The following is a 17157-nucleotide window of genomic DNA, read 5'->3' on the forward strand; positions in this document are numbered from 1 at the left end:
AGCACGCAGCGATGAGTTCCGCGCCGCCCGCCGGTCTACCGCACGTGGACGCCATGACACCTGCTGTACTCGTACTGCCCGGCCCCGTCACCCGAGACGAGGTGCCGAGGCTCTGCGAGGACGTGCGCGCACGGCTGATGAGCAGCAGAGCCGGCGTCCTGGTCTGCGACGTCGCCGGTCTCGGACCACCAGGTCTGACCACCGTCGACGCGCTCGCCAGGATGCAGCTCGCCGCCCGTCGCGCCGGGGGCCGGATCAGACTGCGCGACCCGGACCCCGCCCTCCGTGCGCTACTCGGTCTTGTCGGCATCCCCTTCGAGGTCGAGGGGCAGCCCGAACAGCGGGAACCACCGCTTCGTGTCGAGGAAGCAGTGGAACCCGGTGATCCGGCCCTCTGACGTCTCCAGGACCTGCACGGCCCACGCCGTGTAGCCGCCCGTCTCCGGGTCCGGCTTGTACTGGGCGAAGCCCGGCAGGCCGTTCACCGCGACCGGCACCAGATGCGAGTTCGCACAGGGCGCGCCGAGTGTCGTCATGAAGCCCGTGATGTCCTCGGGGCCGGACAGCCACAGGTCGAACGGCGGCATCGTCATCACGGCGTCCTCGTGCAGGAGCGCCGTGAGGGCCGTCATGTCGTACCCCTCGAAGGCTGCCACATAGCGCTCCAGGAGCTTCTGCTGCTCCTCGTCGAGCGGGTCGGAGGTGGCGGCCCGGGCCGCGGCGCCGTCGCTCTCGGCGAGCGTCGCACGGGCCCGCTGGAGCGCGCTGTTGACCGAGGCGACCGTCGTGCCGAGCAGCTCGGCGACCTCGCTCGCCTTCCAGGCCAGCACCTCGCGCAGGATGAGCACGGCCCGCTGCTTGGGCGGCAGTTGCTGCAGGGTGGCCATGAAGGCGAGGCGCACCGACTCCTTGGCGACGGCGGCCTCGGCCGGGTCCTCGACCACGGGCAGCACACGCGCGTCGGGCATCGGCTCCAGCCAGGTGTGGTCGGGGCGCGGATTCAGCGCCGCCTGTGTGAGCGGTGTCGAGTCCGTCAGGTCCATGGGGCGGGCCCGCTTGTTCCCCGCCGACAGCATGTCCAGGCACACGTTCGTCGCGATCCGGTACAGCCACGAGCGCATCGAGGAACGGCCCTCGAACTTGTCGTAGCTCCTCCAGGCGCGTACGAGCGTGTCCTGGACCGCGTCCTCCGCCTCGAAGGACGAGCCGAGCATGCGGTAGCAGTACCCCGTCAGCTCGACCCGGTGCTTCTCAAGCCGGACGTCGAGGTCCTCCACCGTCGTCGTTCCGTCGCTCATGGCCAACCCACCCCTGTGGCATGTTCGTCGTCACCTTCACCGCCTCTTTGCGATGCGGGCACTTCGGAAGCTACCGCAGCCCACTGACAATGACCCCCCGAGATGAAAAAGGTGCAGGTCAGGACAGTTATTGTCCTGACCTGCACCCGTACGGTCGAAAGGCGACCCGCCGTGCCTCAGTGCTGCACGGCCACCAGCCGCCGCTGCGTCCTGGCCGCGTGCGACCCGACCACCGTGATCGTCACGACCCCGAGGACCGCCAGCAGACCGAGCGCCACCGTCCCGGCCCAGCCGCCGGCGTGGAAGGCGACCGCGCCGAGCGTGCCGCCCGCGCTGGAGCCCAGGTAGTAGGCGGACTGGTAGAGGGCGGAGGCCTGCGCGCGGCCCTCCTTGGCGGTGTGGCTGACCGAGGAGGACGCGACCGCGTGTCCCGCGAAGAAGCCAGCGGTGATCAGGACCAGGCCGAGCAGGATCAGCGGCAGGGAGTCGGCCAGCGAGACCAGCAGACCCGCGGTCGTCGTGCCGCCCGCCAGATACAGGGAGCCGCGCCGGCCGAGCCGTCCCACCAGCTTTCCGGCGGTCGACGCCGAGACCGTGCCGACCAGATAGACGAGGAAGATCGAGCCGATGACGCCCTGCGGCAGCGAGAACGGGGCGTCCGTGAGGCGGTAGCCGATCACCGTGTAGACGGCGCCGAACACCGTCATGAACAGCGCGCCGATCGCGTACAGCCTGCACAGCAGCGGGTTCGCGAGGTGACCGCGGACCGTGCGGACCAACACCGCAGGCCGCAGCGAACCGGCCTTGAAGTGCTTCGGCGCCGGGAGCAGCAGCCGGAAGGCCACCGCGCAGCCCACCGCGATCAGCCCGATGGTCCCGAGGGCGACCCGCCAGCCCCACTCCTGAGCGACCCAGCCGGTGATGACCCGGCCGCTCATGCCGCCGACGCTGTTGCCCGCGACGAACAGACCGATCGCGGTGATCAGCGCCTTCGGCCGTACTTCCTCCGCGAGATAGGCCATCGCCGAGACCGGCAGCCCGGCCAGCGCCGCACCCTGCACGGCCCGCAGCGCGACCAGCCAGCCGACCGACGGGGCGAAGGGCACCAGCAGTCCGACGGCCACCGCGATCCCCAGGGACACCGTCATCAACGTACGCCGGCCGAACCGCTCCGAGAGCGCGCTCAGCGGCAGGACGAACAGCGCCAGCGCTCCGGTCGCCGCCGACACCGTCCAGCTCGCCGTGCTCGCCGTGACCCCGAAGTCGCCGGAGATCAGCGGCAGAAGGGCCTGGGTGGAGTAGAGAAGCGCGAAGGTCGCGACACCCGCGAGGAAGAGCGCGAGGCTCATCCGGCGGTAGCCGGGCCCGCCGGGGGCCATACGGGAATCGACGGGAACGACTTCGAGGGGAGCGGCTTCGGTGCGAACGGCGGTGGCTGCGGAGGCGCCCACGATCGTGGACGCCCCGGTACTTGCGGAAGGCATGCTTCGAACCTAAAACCGTCCCGCTCATCCGTCCAATGCATGGAATCGTCATAATCGTTCCTGTGATGCATCAGCAGAGGTCGGAGCCTCGCCTGTCACCGTCCAGTGACACAGAAGACATCGTCGCGATCCTCGCCCCGCGCCTCGCGTACTTCGCCGGGGTCGCCCGCACCGAGCACGTCACGCGGGCCGCCCAGGAGATGCAGGTCCCGCAGTCGACCCTGTCCCGAGCGATGGTCCGACTCGAACACGACCTGGGCGTGGACCTGTTCGCCCGCAGAGGCCGAACGGTCTCCCTCACCCCGGCGGGCCGCACGTTCCTGGCCTCCGTCGAGCGAGCCCTCGCCGAGATCGAGCGGGCCGCCGACGAGGTGCGCGCCGACGCCGACCCGGCCACCGGCAAGGTCGCCTTCGGCTTCCTGCACACCATGGGCTCCGAGACGGTCCCCGGCCTGATCCGCGCCTTCCGCGCCGACCACCCCCGCGTCCGCTTCAGCCTCGTCCAGAACTACGGCGAGGCCATGATCGAACGCCTGCGCTCCGGCGAACTGGACCTCTGCCTCACGTCCCCCGTCCCGGACGCCCCCGACCTCGTCGCCCGCCGCCTCGACGAACAGAAACTCCGCCTGGTCGTCCCCGCGGACCACCGCCTCGCCTCCCGCCGCCGCATCCGCCTGGCCGAGGCCGCCGACGAAACCTTCGTCACCCTGGAACCCGGCTACGGCCTCCGCCGCATCACCGACGACCTCTGCCAACAGGCGGGCTTCCGCCCCCGGGTCGCCTTCGAGGGCGAGGAGGCGGAGACCCTCCGGGGCCTGGTGGCGGCGGGCCTGGGAGTGGCCCTCCTGCCCCCACCGGCCGTACCCCGCCCAGGAGTTGTCGAACTGACGGTCACGGCCCCACGGGCGGCCCGGGAGATCGGCGTGGCATGGCTGGACGGGCATCCCGATACGCCCCCGGTGGCGGCGTTCAAGAGATTCCTACTGTCAAGGAGAGGCAACCTGCTCCCAAACTGAGGGTCCTTTGCCAACCAGGTCCAGCGGTGGGCTTTCAGGGGCGCGGGGCTGTGTCGATATGCGGCTCCGCCGCGTGGGCGCGACCAGCCACAACGAACCCGCAGCCCTCCACAACCCCCAACCATCAACGGCGAAGGGACCGCCCAAACCCAGAAGCAAGCGGCATCCGCAACCCCAAAGGCGGCGGAGCCGCAAGCGCATCCTCCACGGGCCGGGCAAAAGCCCGCCCGAACAACGCCCCCATCACAAAGTCCTCGGCCAACGCGTGCACTTCATCGCGAAACGCGTGCAACGCATGCCCGTCGGAATGCACCTCGAACCGACACACATCCCGGTTCGCCTTCTTCGCCCGGGACGCCAGCCGGAACGACAACTCGGGATCGGTCCGCTCGTCGTTCGTGCCGTGCACGATCAACACCCGCCGCCCCACAAGCTGCTTCACCGGTTCGGGCGGCGCGGCGACATCCTCCTCGGGCAGCCAAGGGGACAACGCCAGCACGGAGTTGACGGCGGTGTGCCCGCCCGAGTGCAGAGCGGCCCGCCCGCCCATGTCCATCCCCGCGAGACACACGGGAACGTCCCCGTACCGCCGTACGACCTCGTCAGCGGCCCACGAGGCGTCCTGCGCCTGATCCGCCTGCGTGCCGTTCCAGCCCCGGAACCGGTAGTGCACCACGTGCACCACCAGGCCGTCGTCGCGTCCCGCGCGGGTCAGCCGGCGCCCCAACGCCCGTACGGACGCGGCCGCCAGCATCGGTGACGGTCTGCGGGCCGAGGTCTCCTCGCCGCCCGGCAGCAGCAGCACCACGCCGCTCACCGCCGTCGGTTCCGTTCCGAGTGCCCGCCCGAGCCGGGCCGTGCGAACCGGCGTCGCTTGCTGTGCCATGACAGAACAGTGTCAGAAGCGATGGTGTACGCCATCCGTCCGCACGGTCACCGTTACGTATCGACGGTTTCGCACAACAGGAGATCTACGCGCGTAGGCGGTAGAGTGCGGAGATGACGAGCCAGACCAAGAACACCCCGAGCTCGGAGCAGATCCGCCGGGCGCCGAAGGTCCTGCTGCACGATCACCTCGACGGGGGCCTGCGCCCCGGGACGATCGTCGACCTGGCCCGCGAGGCGGTCCCCCGCAGTCTTAAGGACGCGGGAGGTGCCCCCATCGAAAACCTCCCCGAGACGGATCCCGACAAGCTCGGCATCTGGTTCCGCGAGGCCGCCGACTCCGGTTCCCTGGAGCGGTACCTGGAGACCTTCGCGCACACCTGCGCCGTCATGCAGACCCGCGAGGCGCTCGTCCGCGTGGCCGCCGAGTGCGCCGAGGACCTCGCCGAGGACGGCGTCGTCTACGCGGAGGTGCGATACGCGCCCGAGCAGCACCTCGAAGCCGGGCTCACCCTCGAAGAGGTCGTCGAGGCGGTCAACGAGGGCTTCCGGGAGGGCGAGCGGCTGGCCCGCGAGAACGGTCACCGGATCCGCGTCGGAGCCCTGCTGACCGCCATGCGGCACGCGGCCCGTTCCCTGGAGATCGCCGAACTCGCCAACCGCTACCGCGGCCCCGGCCCCAATAACGGAGTGGTCGGCTTCGACATCGCGGGCGCCGAGGCGGGCTTCCCGCCCACCCGTCATCTGGACGCCTTCGAGTATCTGAAGCGGGAGAACAACCACTTCACGATCCACGCGGGCGAGGCCTTCGGGCTCCCGTCCATCTGGCAGGCCCTCCAGTGGTGCGGCGCCGACCGGCTCGGCCACGGCGTGCGCATCATCGACGACATCCAGGTCCACGAGGACGGCTCCGTGAAGCTCGGCCGCCTCGCCTCGTACGTACGCGACAAGCGCATCCCCCTGGAGCTGTGCCCCAGTTCCAACCTCCAGACGGGCGCCGCCGACTCGTACGCCGAGCACCCCATCGGGCTGCTGCGGCGGCTGCACTTCCGGGCGACGGTGAACACCGACAACCGTCTGATGTCCGGCACCAGCATGACCCGGGAATTCGAGCACCTTGTCGACGCGTTCGGCTATTCGCTCGACGACATGCAGTGGTTCACAGTCAATGCGATGAAATCAGCATTCATTCCTTTCGATGAACGACTGGCCATGATCAATGACGTCATCAAGCCCGGTTATGCCGAGCTGAAGTCCGAATGGCTGTTCCAGCAGACCGCTTCCACCAGCGGTTCTGTGAGCGAGGAGGGCTGAGGAAGAAGGACGGGAAGCGGCCGGGTGATGACGACTCGGCCGCTTTTCGATGTTTGCGGGGCGAGCTCGCACGTGATTACCGTTTCGGACCGCTCAAATCCCCGTCACAGCATGCAAGGACGAAGATGAAGCAGTCTGCTGCCAAGACCCTCGGTGTCGCCGCTCTCGGTGCCGCCTTCGCCGCCGCGGGCGCGGGTGCTGCCAACGCGGCCCCGGCGGTCCCGGATGCCTCCTCGGCGCTCTCCACCGCCACCAGCGTGCTGCCGGTGGACGGGGTCGCCAAGACCCTGCCCGGCGCGGGCGAGTCGCTCGCCCAGGGGCAGAACGCGCTCGGCGGTGGCCTCGCCGCCGCCCAGCCGGCCGTCGCGAACCTCCTCGCCGAGGGTCCGGCCGCGCCGGTCGCCGGTCTGCTCGGGGGTCTGCCGCTCCAGGGCCTGCCCACGCAGGGCCTGCCGGTGAACGGGATTCCGCTGGGCTGAGTCCGGCACCTGAGCACCATCCTCGTACGCGCCGATGGGGCGCACCCCGCTCGGGTGCGCCCCATCGGCGTCTGTGCGTGCGGAGCGCGTCACCAGGCCGTACGGGCTCCGGCCTTGCCCTCGGAGGGGAACAGGATCCACAGCGCTATGTAGAGCAGGAACTGCGGGCCCGGCAGCAGGCAGGACACCAGGAAGATCACCCGCATCGTGGTCGCGGAGGTGCCGAAGCGCCGAGCCAGCGCTGCGCACACTCCGCCGATCATCCGGCCGTTGGTGGGGCGGGCAAGGCGGTTCATGAACGGCTCCTTCGTGAGCGTCGGTCCGAGGCCTCCCGTGTGGCTGCCTCATCTGTCGTCAACGCTACGGAGACGAAGGGTGCAAAGCGTCGCTCTAGGGGGCGATCCCGACCCTGGGAATCGTCGGGGTCCGACCCTGAGTCGCCTCCTCGGCCGCCTGTTTCCGGCGGAGGGCGGCGGCGATCCGGCGCCTGGTCTCGGCCCGGCGGCGCAGCAGGGCCCGGGCGGCGGGCACCACGGCGACATGGGCCAGCGCCACGCCCACGGTGTTCAGGAGCAGCGAGTCGACGTCCACGACCTGCCCGGGCACCCCGGTCTGCAGGAGCTCGATGCCCAGCGAGAGCAGGGCGCCGGCGGCGACCGTACGCATCAGGGACAGCAGCGGGGAGACGGCGAGTCTGCCGCCCGCCATCGGCAGCAGCACACCGAGCGGGGCGAGCAGCAGCAGGCCCTTGCCGATGTTGCGGGCGGCCGCCTCGGGGCCCAGTGCCAGATCGGCCCGGATGCTCGCGAACGGGCGCAGATTCGCGGCGCTCACCCACGGCACGTCCAGGGGCCGCAGCGTGACCCAGGCAACAAGCGCGAGATGTGCGACGAGGAGGACACCCCCCGCCGCACGAAAGCGGATCACGGCGCTGCTGCCGTTCGAGCCTTGACGCTGCACGATCCCCAAGACGCGGGCACCGGCAGGATCGGTTCCGTGTGACGGCGGTGCTTGGCTCGCACGGGTGAGGCGTGCGCCACAGACGGGGTCCGGCAGGGGTCGGGCCAGGGGGCTCAGGCCCCCTCGGCCTCCGACTGTGGCGGGGTCTCCGTGCCGGGGCGGGAGCGCACCGACTCCGTGCACTCGTAGCGGCGCGGGGCGTCCGTGCCGGGCCCGCCGAGCGTCACCGAGTCGCCGTCCGAGGCGGCCGCCGAGTCGCTGAACGTGCAGATGACCTGGGCCAGCGCGTACGGCGTCAGATCCGCGGGCGGGGTGCTCAGGCGCAGCGTGTCGTCCGGTTCGCCGCGGCCCGGGCCGCTCACCGTGAGGCCCTGCGGCACGTCCGTCGTGTAGTTCGCTTGCTTCTCGGCGTCCGACGGGGACTCGGAGAGCTCGTCCAGGAGGGCCTGAGCGGCCCGTACACGGTCCGTCGCGGCGGGTCCGGCCTCGATGCGCACGGTCCGGTCCACCGGCGCCAGCTGCGAGGAACAGAGCAGGAAGACCTGGACGAGGATCCCGCGCGAGGACTGCGTACCGATGTCGGGCTCGTTGAGCGTGCACGGCACCCGGGAGGGGGCGGGACCGAAGTCGGTCGGCACCTCCGTCGCCCGGATCCCGCACCCGGCGAGCGTCACGGCGAGCAACGGCACGGCGAGCGCGACACGAGCCGCACGCATCCGGCGTACGCCCCCTTCGTAGGCCGCACGCGTCCGGCGTACGCCCCATGTGTGGCGTTCGGACATCACGCGCCCCCCTCGGTGCGGCCGTCGGCGACGGCCGCACCCGGGCCCCCGGGGTTGTCCGGGTCTTCCAGCTCCGAGGCGTCGCGCGGCAGACGCAGGGTGAAGACCGCGCCGCCCTTGGGCGAGTTCGCCGCGGTGATCTCGCCACCGTGGATATGGGCGTTCTCCACGGCGATCGACAGACCGAGGCCGCTGCCCTCCGAACGCGGCCGGGAGGCGCTCGCCTTGTAGAAGCGGTCGAAGACGTGCGGCAGGACGTCCTCGGGAATGCCGGGACCGTGGTCCTGGACCTCGATGACCAGGTCGTTGCCCTCGTCCCGCACGCTCACGCGCACCGGGGAGCCGCCGTGCTTGAGGGCGTTGCCGATGAGGTTCGCCATGATCACGTCCAGGCGGCGCGGGTCGACGCGCGCCATGAGGCCGCGCTCGGCGTCCAGGTCCACGGCGTCCAGCCAGGCCCGCGCGTCGATGCACGCGGTGATCTGGTCGACGATGTCGACGTTGTCGACGACGAGCCGGGCCGTGCCCGCGTCGAAGCGGGTGACCTCCATGAGGTTCTCCACGAGGTTGTTCAGCCGCCGGGTCTCGCTGACGACGAGCCGGACGGCGGGCTCGATCATCGGGTCGACGCTGCCGGTCTCCGCGTCGAGCTCCTCCTCCAGCACCTCCGTCACGGCGGTGATCGCGGTCAGCGGCGTCCGCAGCTCGTGCGACATGTCCGCCACGAACCGCCGGGACGCCTGCTCACGGGCGCTCATGTCCTCGACCCGTTTCTCCAGCGACTCCGCCGTGCGGTTGAACGTCCGTGACAGATCCGCGAGTTCGTCGGTGCCCGACACCCGCAGCCGGGTATCGAGCTTGCCCTCGCCGAGCCGCCGGGCCGCGGTGCCAAGACGGTGCACCGGCTTCAGTACGGTCGTCGCGGCGGCCTGCGCGAGCAGCGCCGAGCCGATCAGCGCGAGCCCGGTCGCGATCCCCAGCGACCAGGCGAGGGAGTTGAGGTCCTTCGCCTCCGGCTCCAGCGACTTGAGCATGTATCCGGTGGGCCCGCCGCCGATGACCTTCGCGCCGCCCACGAGATACGGCTTGTCGCCCTGGACTGTCCGCTGCCAGTACAGGTGGTACGTGTACTTGTTGTTCGAGGAGATCTCCTGCTCCTTGTTCACCGCCTTCTGGAGGGACTTCGGTACGTCCTCCAGCGTGAAGGTGTCCAGGTCGGAGTTCCCGCGGACCGTCCTGCCGGCCTCGTCCTCGGCGATCAGCAGCACGCTGAAGCGCTGGCTGCTGTTCGCCATCTGCCCGGCGGCGCGCTGCAGTTCCTCCTGCGTGGGCTGCGGCCGCAGCGCGCTGGCGCGGGTCTGCATCGCCTGCTGGAAGTCGCCGAGCACCGCGTCCTGCGTACGGGTGAGCACCGCCTCGCGGTTGAGCCAGTACGCGATCCCGGACGCCGACACGGCGGCGGTGAGCGCGACGAGCCCGAACACCACGACCAGACGCAGCCGCAGGCTGGTGAAGCGCAGACCCGCCAGTATCGTCTTGCGCGCCGCGGCCCAGCCGCGGAGCTTGTCCTGCGGTTTTGTCACTGAGGACTGTCCAGCCGGTAGCCGACTCCCCGAACCGTACGGATCAGGGTGGGGGAGGACGGCACGTCCTCCACCTTCGCGCGCAGCCGCTGCACACACGCGTCGACGAGCCGTGAGTCGCCGAGGTAGTCGTGCTCCCACACCAGCCGCAGCAACTGCTGGCGGGACAGCGCCTGCCCCGGCCGCCGGCTCAGTTCGAGGAGCAGCCGCAGCTCGGTCGGCGTCAGCTGCAGATCCTCGCCGTTCTTCGTCACGGTCATCGCCGCACGGTCGATGACCAGCGAACCGAAGGTCGCCGCGTCGTTCGCCTCGCGTTCGCCGCGGCGCAGCACGGCCCGGATACGGGCGTCGAGCACACGCCCCTGCACGGGTTTCACCACGTAGTCGTCGGCGCCGGACTCCAGCCCGACCACCACGTCGATGTCGTCACTGCGCGCGGTCAGCAGAATGATCGGCAGCTGGTCCGTACGCCGGATGCGGCGGCACACCTCGAATCCGTCGATGCCCGGCAGCATCACATCGAGGACGATCAGATCGGGCCGTTGCTCGCGCAACAGCTTCAGACCGTCCTCGCCGGTGGCAGCGGTGGCCACCCGGTGTCCCTGGCGCGTCAGAGAGAGCTCCAGGGCCGTCCGGATGGCGTCGTCGTCCTCGATCAGCAACAGGGAAGGCACGGACGTCATTCTGTCCCATGACATGGGCGTGTATCGACTGTTGGAGCGCTCCCACACATGTCCCGCGTACGAGTGGGGGTCCGTGTGCCGGATGAGTAGCCGTACGACGCTTCTCTGTGATCGGTCTGTGGGCCGGCTGGGGCAAGCCCCTGTGACAGGTCTGTGACAGTCGGCGGACACCGTCATGAAGTGGCCCCGGCAAGCTTCTGGTCACAGGCAAGGAAGCACCACAGCGAAGTACCGAATCACCGGAACTCCACGACGGGGGGCGCGAGATGAACACGCTGCACAGCACCAGTACTGGCGCAGTTGTCACGCGGCTCCACGACGTCACGAGGAGCACGGAGAAGTCCGGTGCCGTGAGCGGGCGGGGGTGCGCTCGCGGCACCGGGCGTCAGCACACCGGGTACATGACGGTGGTCGACGCACATGCGGGGGGAAGCAGCACGGGGGTTGCCCACGGGGGAACGGGGGCAGCGTACGGGGAGGTCACGGGGGAGCGTCGTTCGGTGTCGGAGGCGGAGTTCACCGCCTACGTCCAGGAGCGCCGCGCCTCCCTGTACGCAACCGCCTACCACCTGACCGGTGACCGCTTCGAGGCCGAGGACCTGCTGCAGAGCGCGTTGTTCTCGACCTACCGGGCGTGGGACCGGATCAGCGACAAGGCCGCGGTCGGGGGCTACCTCCGCCGCACGATGACCAATCTGCACATCAGCGCGTGGCGCCGCCGCAAGCTGAACGAGTACCCGACCGAGGAGCTGCCGGAGACGGCCGGCGACACGGACGCGATGCGTGGCACCGAGCTGCGCGCCGTCCTGTGGCAGGCGCTCGCCCGGCTGCCCGAACTCCAGCGCACCATGCTGGTCCTCCGTTACTACGAGGGCCGCACGGACCCGGAGATCGCGGAGATCCTCGACATCAGTGTCGGCACGGTGAAGTCCAGCATCTGGCGGTCGCTCCGCCGGCTGCGCGAGGACCAGGTCCTCAGCTTCGGCCGTGACGAGGAAGAGTCCTTCGGGGAGCTTGTCGCCTGAAGGGTGTGGGGGGATGCCCGTCACTCCGGGGGGAGGTAGCGGGCAGGGTGTTCGTCACTCCGGGGGGAGGCGGCGGACAGCACGGGGGAGCAGTACCGGGGGGAACCAACGGGGTCACGGGGGACCACGGGGGAAAACGAGAGTGGGTCCAGGCAGACCGGGGGGTCTGGCTGGGCCTTCTTTCGTTTGTGGCCCCTTTTCCTGTGTCTTTCGCGCCGTGTGTGCGCGCTCGTTCACCGCGGTGAGCTTGAGGGGAGTGCCGCTACGCCGTCGTCGGTCGTGGTGCCGGGCAGTGCCCGGCGGCCGCGGCGGCCAGCCGGTCCAGGGCCTCGTCCTTGTCGCAGGGGAACGCGCCCAGTGCGGTCTGCCGGGTCACGATCGACCGCTCGGCCCGCATCAGCCGCCAGCCGCGACGCAACAGGAACGGCACGGACTTGCGCCCCTCCCGCAGATCCCGCAGGAACCGCCGCCGGAACGTGGCCACCGCTCCCCGGTTCAGGCACAGCGAGTCGGCCAGCACTCCGGCCTCGCGGCACCGCTCCACGATCTCCGCGGCGAAGATGCCCTCCGCGATGAAGGCGGACGACCCCTCGATGTCCACGGTCTCCTCGCCCGTACGCGCGCTGAGGGAGATGTCGTACATCGGAACGCTCGTACGTCCCGTCCGGCACAGCTCGGATATCGCCGCGACCGCGGCGTCCGCGTCCCAGGACAGCGGGTGGTCCCAGTCGATGTCCGAACTCCCCGCCACCTGCGGCAGCGTCGGGTCGTCGCCCTCTTTGTAGAAGTCGTCGAGCCGCAGTACCGGAAGGCCGGAGCGGGCCGCGACCAGGGACTTGCCGGAGCCCGAGGGGCCGCACAGCAGCACGACGCGGGCGGTTGTCGCGGAATTCGGGAGATGTGAACTCACGAGACACCAGTCTGACGCATCGAGCGCCCCAGGCCGACCCCGCGGGTCGCCTTTGGAGCGGGCATCACACCTCAACTACCCTTCGTGTCGACCTTATTACTTTGCGCAGCAGAAGGTGGCAGCAGCCATGGCACGATTCCCGGCCCACCAGAACCCGACCGCCCGGCGCGCGTTGCTGGCCCTCACGACCGCGGGCATCGCGGTGGGCGTGGGAGCGACCTCGGCGGCCGCGGACACCGAACCCGTCGTCGACGTGGTCCGCACCCGGCCCACCTCAGTGGGCAACGTCAACCCGCAGGCGGGCGTCCAGGCACTGACCGGGACCGTCGGTTACGTGACCGGGCCGGTCGCGGGCCTGAAGCCCAACCCGCTGGCCGGCACGGGTGTCGACCCCCTCGACAACGGACTCGCCACCCAGGTCGCCGACTTCCCGCCGCTCGCCACGACCATGCTGACGGCCCCGGTCGCCCAGGCCCAGTCGCTGGGCGCCGTTCCGGTACTGGGACAGGTGACGGGCCTGCTGCACTGAGCCGTACAACAGGCGGTCGTACAACAGGCGGCCGTGCGGCGGCGAGTCGCGCGAAGGCCGAAGAGAGAGCCGCGCCTCCCCCGGACGGTGGGGAAGCGCGCCTCTCCCGTCTTCGGCGGCCGTCGGTGCGACGGACGCGGTGGCCGTCAGTAGGACGAGCCGGAGGCGCCCAGTGCGCCCGTCGGGTGCCAGACCGTCTTCGTCTCCAGGAAGGCGGTCAGGCGCTCGATGCCCGGTGCCGCAAAGTAATCCACAGCCTGTGGACGGACGACCCGCTTGAGGTTGTCCGCGGCCGCGACCTCCAGTTCCTTCGCGAGTACGTCGTCGGCGCCCGCGAGGTCGATCGCGTTGACGTCCTGGTGCGCGGCCAGCGGGGTCGCGATCTCCGCCGTCCTTCCGGAGAGGACGTTGACGACCCCGCCCGGAACGTCGGAGGTGGCCAGCACCTCGCCCAGCGACAGCGCCGGGAGCGGGGACTTCTCGCTCGCGATCACGATCACCGTGTTGCCGGTCGCGATCACCGGGGCGATCACCGAGACCAGACCGAGGAACGACGACTCCTGGGGGGCCAGGACCGTCACCACACCCGTCGGCTCGGGGGTGGAGAGGTTGAAGTACGGGCCCGCGACCGGGTTGCCGCCGCCCACGACCTGGGCGATCTTGTCGGTCCAGCCCGCGTACCAGACCCAGCGGTCGATCGCCGCGTCGACGATCGCCGCGGCCTTGGACTTCGAGAGTCCTTCCGAGTCTGCGACCTCCCGTACGAACTGGTCCCTGCGGCCCTCCAGCATCTCCGCGACGCGGTAGAGGACCTGGCCGCGGTTGTACGCGGTCGCACCGGACCAGCCGCCGAAGGCCTTGCGGGCGGCGACGACCGCGTCACGGGCGTCCTTGCGGGAGGACAGCGGCGCGTTGGCCAGCCACTCGCCCTTCGAGTCCGTCACCTCGTACACCCGGCCGCTCTCGCTGCGGGGGAACTTGCCCCCGACGTACAGCTTGTAGGTCTTGAAGACGCTCAGGCGCTGCTGCTCCGCCTTCTCGGTGTTCTTGGGCTTCTCGGTGTTCTTGGGCTTCTCAGACATCGAGGTACGCCTCCAGGCCGTGGCGGCCGCCCTCGCGGCCGAAGCCCGACTCCTTGTAACCGCCGAACGGCGACGTGGGGTCGAACTTGTTGAACGTGTTGGACCAGATCACGCCCGCGCGCAGCTTGTTCGCGACGGCCAGGATCCGGGAGCCCTTCTCCGTCCAGATGCCCGCGGAGAGGCCGTACTGGCTGTTGTTGGCCTTGGCGACCGCCTCGTCCGGCGTGCGGAAGGAGAGGACGGACAGGACCGGGCCGAAGATCTCGTCGCGGGCGATCGTGTGCGCCTGGGTGACGTTCGTGAAGAGCGTCGGGGCGAACCAGTAACCGGAGGAGGGGAGTTCACAGGCCGGGGACCAGCGCTCGGCGCCCTCGGCCTCGCCCTGCTCGACGAGCGTGGTGATGCGCGAGAGCTGCTCGGCGGAGTTGATCGCGCCGATGTCCGTGTTCTTGTCCAGCGGGTCGCCGAGGCGCAGGGTCGACAGGCGTCGCTTGAGCGAGTCCAGCAGCTCGTCCTGGATCGACTCCTGGACGAGGAGCCGGGAGCCCGCGCAGCAGACCTGGCCCTGGTTGAAGAAGATGCCGGAGACGATGCCCTCGACGGCCTGGTCGATGGGGGCGTCGTCGAAGACGATGTTCGCGCCCTTGCCGCCCAGTTCGAGCGTGACCTTCTTCCTGGAGCCCGCCACCTGGCGGGCGATCGCCTTGCCGACGGCGGTGGAGCCGGTGAAGGCCACCTTGTTCACGTCCGGGTGCTCGACGAGCGCCGCGCCCGTGTCGCCGTACCCCGGAAGGATGTTGACGACGCCCTTGGGCAGGCCCGCCTGGCGGCAGATGTCCGCGAAGAACAGGGCGGACAGGGGGGTCGTCTCGGCGGGCTTCAGGACGACCGTGTTGCCGGTCGCCAGCGCCGGGGCGATCTTCCATGCCAGCATCAGGAGCGGGAAGTTCCAGGGGATGACCTGGCCCGCGACGCCGAGGGGCCGCGGGTTGGCGCCGAAGCCGGCGTGGTCGAGCTTGTCGGCCCAGCCCGCGTAGTAGAAGAAGTGCGCTGCGACCAGGGGGAGGTCCGCGTCGCGGGTCTCCTTGATCGGCTTGCCGTTGTCCAGCGTCTCCAGGACGGCCAGTTCGCGGCTGCGCTCCTGGATGACGCGGGCGATGCGGAAGAGGTACTTGGCGCGCTCGGAGCCGGGGAGCGCGGACCACTTCCCGAAGGCCCTGCGGGCCGCCTTCACCGCGCGGTCGACGTCCGCCTCGCCCGCCTGGGCGATCTCGGAGAGGACCTCTTCGGTGGAGGGGGAGACGGTCTTGAAGACCTTGCCGTCCGCCGCCTCCACGAACTCGCCGTCGACGAACAGGCCGTACGAGGGCGCGATGTCGACGACGGAGCGGGACTCCGGCGCCGGTGCGTACGCGAAAGCGGACGACCGCTTCTCGGTGTTTTCCGTGGTCATGGTGATCAGTCCACCGTCACGTAGTCGGGGCCGGAGTAGCGGCCGGTGGCCAGCTTCTGCCGCTGCATCAGCAGATCGTTCAGGAGCGAGGACGCGCCGAAGCGGAACCAGTGGTTGTCCAGCCAGTCCTCGCCCGCGGTCTCGTTGACCACGACCAGGAACTTGATGGCGTCCTTGCTGGTACGGATGCCGCCGGCGGGCTTCACACCGACCTGCACACCGGTCTGGGCGCGGAAGTCGCGGACCGCCTCCAGCATCAGCAGGGTGTTCGAGGGAGTCGCGTTCACCGCCACCTTGCCGGTGGACGTCTTGATGAAGTCCGCCCCCGCCAGCATGCCGAGCCAGCTCGCGCGGCGGATGTTGTCGTACGTCGACAGCTCGCCCGTCTCGAAGATGACCTTGAGGCGGGCCGCCCCGGAGGCCTCCTTCACGGCGACGATCTCCTCGTACACCTTCGCGTAGTTGCCCGCGAGGAACGCTCCGCGGTCGATGACCATGTCGATCTCGTCGGCGCCCGCGGCGACGGCGTCCCGCACGTCGGCCAGCTTCACGTCGAGCGCGGCGCGGCCGGCCGGGAAGGCGGTGGCGACGGAGGCGACCTTCACGCCGGAGCCGGCGACGGCCTCCTTGGCGGTGGCCACCATGTCGGGGTAGACGCAGACGGCGGCGGTCGACGGGGCCGTGCGGTCCGTCGGGTCCGGGCGGACCGCCTTGGCGCCGAGCGCCCGGACCTTGCCCGGGGTGTCCGAGCCTTCCAGTGTCGTCAGGTCGACCATCGAGATGGCGAGGTCGATGGCGTACGCCTTCGCGGTGGTCTTGATGGAACGGGTGCCGAGGGAGGCGGCGCGCGCCTCCAGACCGACCGCGTCCACGCCGGGGAGCCCGTGGAGGAAGCGGCGCAGTGTGCTGTCGGACGCGGTCACGTCTGTGAGTGCGTGTGCTGCGGGTGCAGTGGTGGGCATGGTCACCAGACGAGCATATCTACGCGCGTAGCGGCTGTACAGCCCTGGGGTTGGGTGAGGGTGCGGGTGGGGGGTGTGTGGGGTTTCGCCCCCGCCGCCCTTACCCATTCCCTTCCCTTACTCAGGGGCTCCGCCCCCGAACCCCCGCTCCTCAAACGCCGGAGGGGCTGAAAAGACAAGTGCCGGCGGGGCTGAATTGGACGCGCGCCCCAGCGGCTGGAAGCCACGTGCCGGAGGGGCTGGAAATCGGTCCCAGGTCGCGTCGGGCAGAATCGGGGGTATGACGACGCCCGACCAGCAGCCGACCGCGCCGGAGACACCGGATCCCCAGTTCAAGGATCGGGTGTACCGGTCGCCCTCCGGTATTGCGGGTGGGGTGCTGTTGCTCGCGATCGCGGGGTGGCTCGGGATCGATGCGCTGGTCACCGGGGAGGGCCGGGCGCCGTGGGTGGCGCTGGCCGCGTTGCTCTTTCTGGTTCCGCTGGTGCTCGCGTTCACCGTGCGCCCGGCCGTGTACGCCAACGAGCAGCGGCTGCGTGTCCGTAACCCCTTCCGGGTGATTGTGCTGCCCTGGGGGACGGTCGAGACGTTCAGGTCGGGCTACTCGAACGAGGTGCTCGACAAGGCCGGCGCCAAGTACCAGGTGTGGGCCGTGCCCGTCTCGCTGCGGGGCCGCAAGCGGGCGGCGCGGCGGGAGGCGCGCGGGGAGGCC

At 70.3% G+C, this 17157-nt stretch carries 19 protein-coding genes; 7 read left to right on the forward strand and 12 right to left on the reverse strand.

Going from position 1 to position 17157, the window contains the following annotated elements:
• The first annotated feature begins 11 nt into the window (after positions 1-11).
• On the forward strand, positions 12-398 hold the full coding sequence (locus tag O3Q52_RS07000; protein WP_269647931.1) for an STAS domain-containing protein: 387 nt from the start codon (positions 12-14) through the stop codon (positions 396-398).
• On the opposite strand, the gene O3Q52_RS07005 is transcribed toward O3Q52_RS07000, so the two are convergent.
• Together O3Q52_RS07005 and O3Q52_RS07010 are read right to left on the reverse strand one after the other, a co-directional pair.
• The gene (locus O3Q52_RS07005) at positions 291-1298 is read right to left on the reverse strand and encodes a sigma-70 family RNA polymerase sigma factor (protein WP_269647914.1); all 1008 of its coding nucleotides are present in this window, start codon (positions 1296-1298) and stop codon (positions 291-293) included. The genes O3Q52_RS07000 and O3Q52_RS07005 overlap by 108 nt on opposite strands.
• Positions 1299-1474: 176 nt before the next feature.
• Complete coding sequence (locus O3Q52_RS07010) at positions 1475-2782, reverse strand: MFS transporter (RefSeq protein WP_269647915.1); 1308 nt, start codon at positions 2780-2782, stop codon at positions 1475-1477.
• Positions 2783-2844: 62 nt separating this feature from the next.
• Between O3Q52_RS07010 and O3Q52_RS07015 the strand changes: the two genes are divergently transcribed.
• On the forward strand, positions 2845-3798 hold the full coding sequence (locus tag O3Q52_RS07015) for a LysR family transcriptional regulator (protein WP_269647916.1): 954 nt from the start codon (positions 2845-2847) through the stop codon (positions 3796-3798).
• Between the two features lie 124 nt (positions 3799-3922).
• Here the strand turns inward: O3Q52_RS07015 and O3Q52_RS07020 are convergent, their stop codons facing one another.
• Positions 3923-4684, reverse strand: coding sequence for an alpha/beta hydrolase (locus O3Q52_RS07020; RefSeq protein WP_269647917.1), 762 nt, complete (start codon positions 4682-4684; stop codon positions 3923-3925).
• Positions 4685-4797: 113 nt separating this feature from the next.
• Here O3Q52_RS07020 and O3Q52_RS07025 point away from each other — a divergent pair, with 113 nt between their 5' ends.
• Positions 4798-5997 (forward strand): adenosine deaminase, encoded by a 1200-nt coding sequence (locus tag O3Q52_RS07025; protein WP_269647918.1) that lies wholly within the window; start codon positions 4798-4800, stop codon positions 5995-5997.
• Positions 5998-6122: 125 nt separating this feature from the next.
• A complete protein-coding gene (locus O3Q52_RS07030) occupies positions 6123-6476 on the forward strand; it encodes an ATP-binding protein (RefSeq protein WP_269647919.1) in 354 nt (117 codons plus the stop codon).
• 89 nt (positions 6477-6565) lie between these two features.
• Here the strand turns inward: O3Q52_RS07030 and O3Q52_RS07035 are convergent, their stop codons facing one another.
• The 5 genes from O3Q52_RS07035 to afsQ1 form a co-directional block, all read right to left on the reverse strand.
• Complete coding sequence (locus O3Q52_RS07035) at positions 6566-6772, reverse strand: PspC domain-containing protein (protein WP_269647920.1); 207 nt, start codon at positions 6770-6772, stop codon at positions 6566-6568.
• 94 nt (positions 6773-6866) lie between these two features.
• Complete coding sequence (locus tag O3Q52_RS07040; protein ID WP_269647921.1) at positions 6867-7436, reverse strand: VanZ family protein; 570 nt, start codon at positions 7434-7436, stop codon at positions 6867-6869.
• Positions 7437-7549: 113 nt separating this feature from the next.
• Complete coding sequence (locus O3Q52_RS07045) at positions 7550-8152, reverse strand: hypothetical protein (RefSeq protein ID WP_269647932.1); 603 nt, start codon at positions 8150-8152, stop codon at positions 7550-7552.
• Between the two features lie 65 nt (positions 8153-8217).
• On the reverse strand, positions 8218-9801 hold the full coding sequence (locus O3Q52_RS07050; RefSeq protein ID WP_269647922.1) for a HAMP domain-containing sensor histidine kinase: 1584 nt from the start codon (positions 9799-9801) through the stop codon (positions 8218-8220).
• Complete coding sequence (gene afsQ1 / locus O3Q52_RS07055; RefSeq protein ID WP_055611283.1) at positions 9798-10475, reverse strand: two-component system response regulator AfsQ1; 678 nt, start codon at positions 10473-10475, stop codon at positions 9798-9800. The genes O3Q52_RS07050 and afsQ1 overlap by 4 nt, the downstream gene beginning before the upstream one ends.
• Positions 10476-10750: 275 nt before the next feature.
• On the opposite strand from afsQ1, the gene O3Q52_RS07060 reads away from it, so the two are divergent.
• Entirely contained in the window at positions 10751-11509 is a 759-nt protein-coding gene (locus tag O3Q52_RS07060) for a SigE family RNA polymerase sigma factor (protein ID WP_269647923.1), read from the forward strand.
• A gap of 262 nt (positions 11510-11771) precedes the next feature.
• Here O3Q52_RS07060 and O3Q52_RS07065 read toward each other — a convergent pair whose 3' ends face one another.
• On the reverse strand, positions 11772-12419 hold the full coding sequence (locus O3Q52_RS07065) for a uridine kinase (RefSeq protein WP_269647924.1): 648 nt from the start codon (positions 12417-12419) through the stop codon (positions 11772-11774).
• A gap of 127 nt (positions 12420-12546) precedes the next feature.
• Between O3Q52_RS07065 and O3Q52_RS07070 the strand changes: the two genes are divergently transcribed.
• Positions 12547-12948: a hypothetical protein gene (locus O3Q52_RS07070; RefSeq protein WP_269647925.1), complete on the forward strand. Its 402-nt coding sequence runs from the start codon at positions 12547-12549 to the stop codon at positions 12946-12948.
• A 146-nt stretch (positions 12949-13094) separates the two neighbouring features.
• Here O3Q52_RS07070 and O3Q52_RS07075 read toward each other — a convergent pair whose 3' ends face one another.
• The 3 genes from O3Q52_RS07075 to deoC are packed head-to-tail and all read right to left on the reverse strand — an operon-like array spanning position 13095 to position 16445.
• Complete coding sequence (locus O3Q52_RS07075) at positions 13095-14030, reverse strand: aldehyde dehydrogenase family protein (RefSeq protein WP_269647926.1); 936 nt, start codon at positions 14028-14030, stop codon at positions 13095-13097.
• Positions 14023-15483, reverse strand: a complete 1461-nt coding sequence (locus O3Q52_RS07080) for an aldehyde dehydrogenase family protein (protein ID WP_269647927.1) — start codon at positions 15481-15483, stop codon at positions 14023-14025. Before O3Q52_RS07080 ends, O3Q52_RS07075 begins: the two co-directional genes overlap by 8 nt.
• A 5-nt stretch (positions 15484-15488) precedes the next feature.
• On the reverse strand, positions 15489-16445 hold the full coding sequence (gene deoC / locus O3Q52_RS07085; RefSeq protein WP_269647933.1) for a deoxyribose-phosphate aldolase: 957 nt from the start codon (positions 16443-16445) through the stop codon (positions 15489-15491).
• Between the two features lie 280 nt (positions 16446-16725).
• On the opposite strand from deoC, the gene O3Q52_RS07090 reads away from it, so the two are divergent.
• Positions 16726-17157: PH domain-containing protein (locus O3Q52_RS07090; protein WP_269647928.1), on the forward strand; the 432-nt coding region annotated here is incomplete at its 3' end.

Origin of the sequence: Streptomyces sp. ActVer (assembly GCF_027270795.1) — a bacterium.
GTDB lineage: Bacteria > Actinomycetota > Actinomycetes > Streptomycetales > Streptomycetaceae > Streptomyces > Streptomyces umbrinus_A.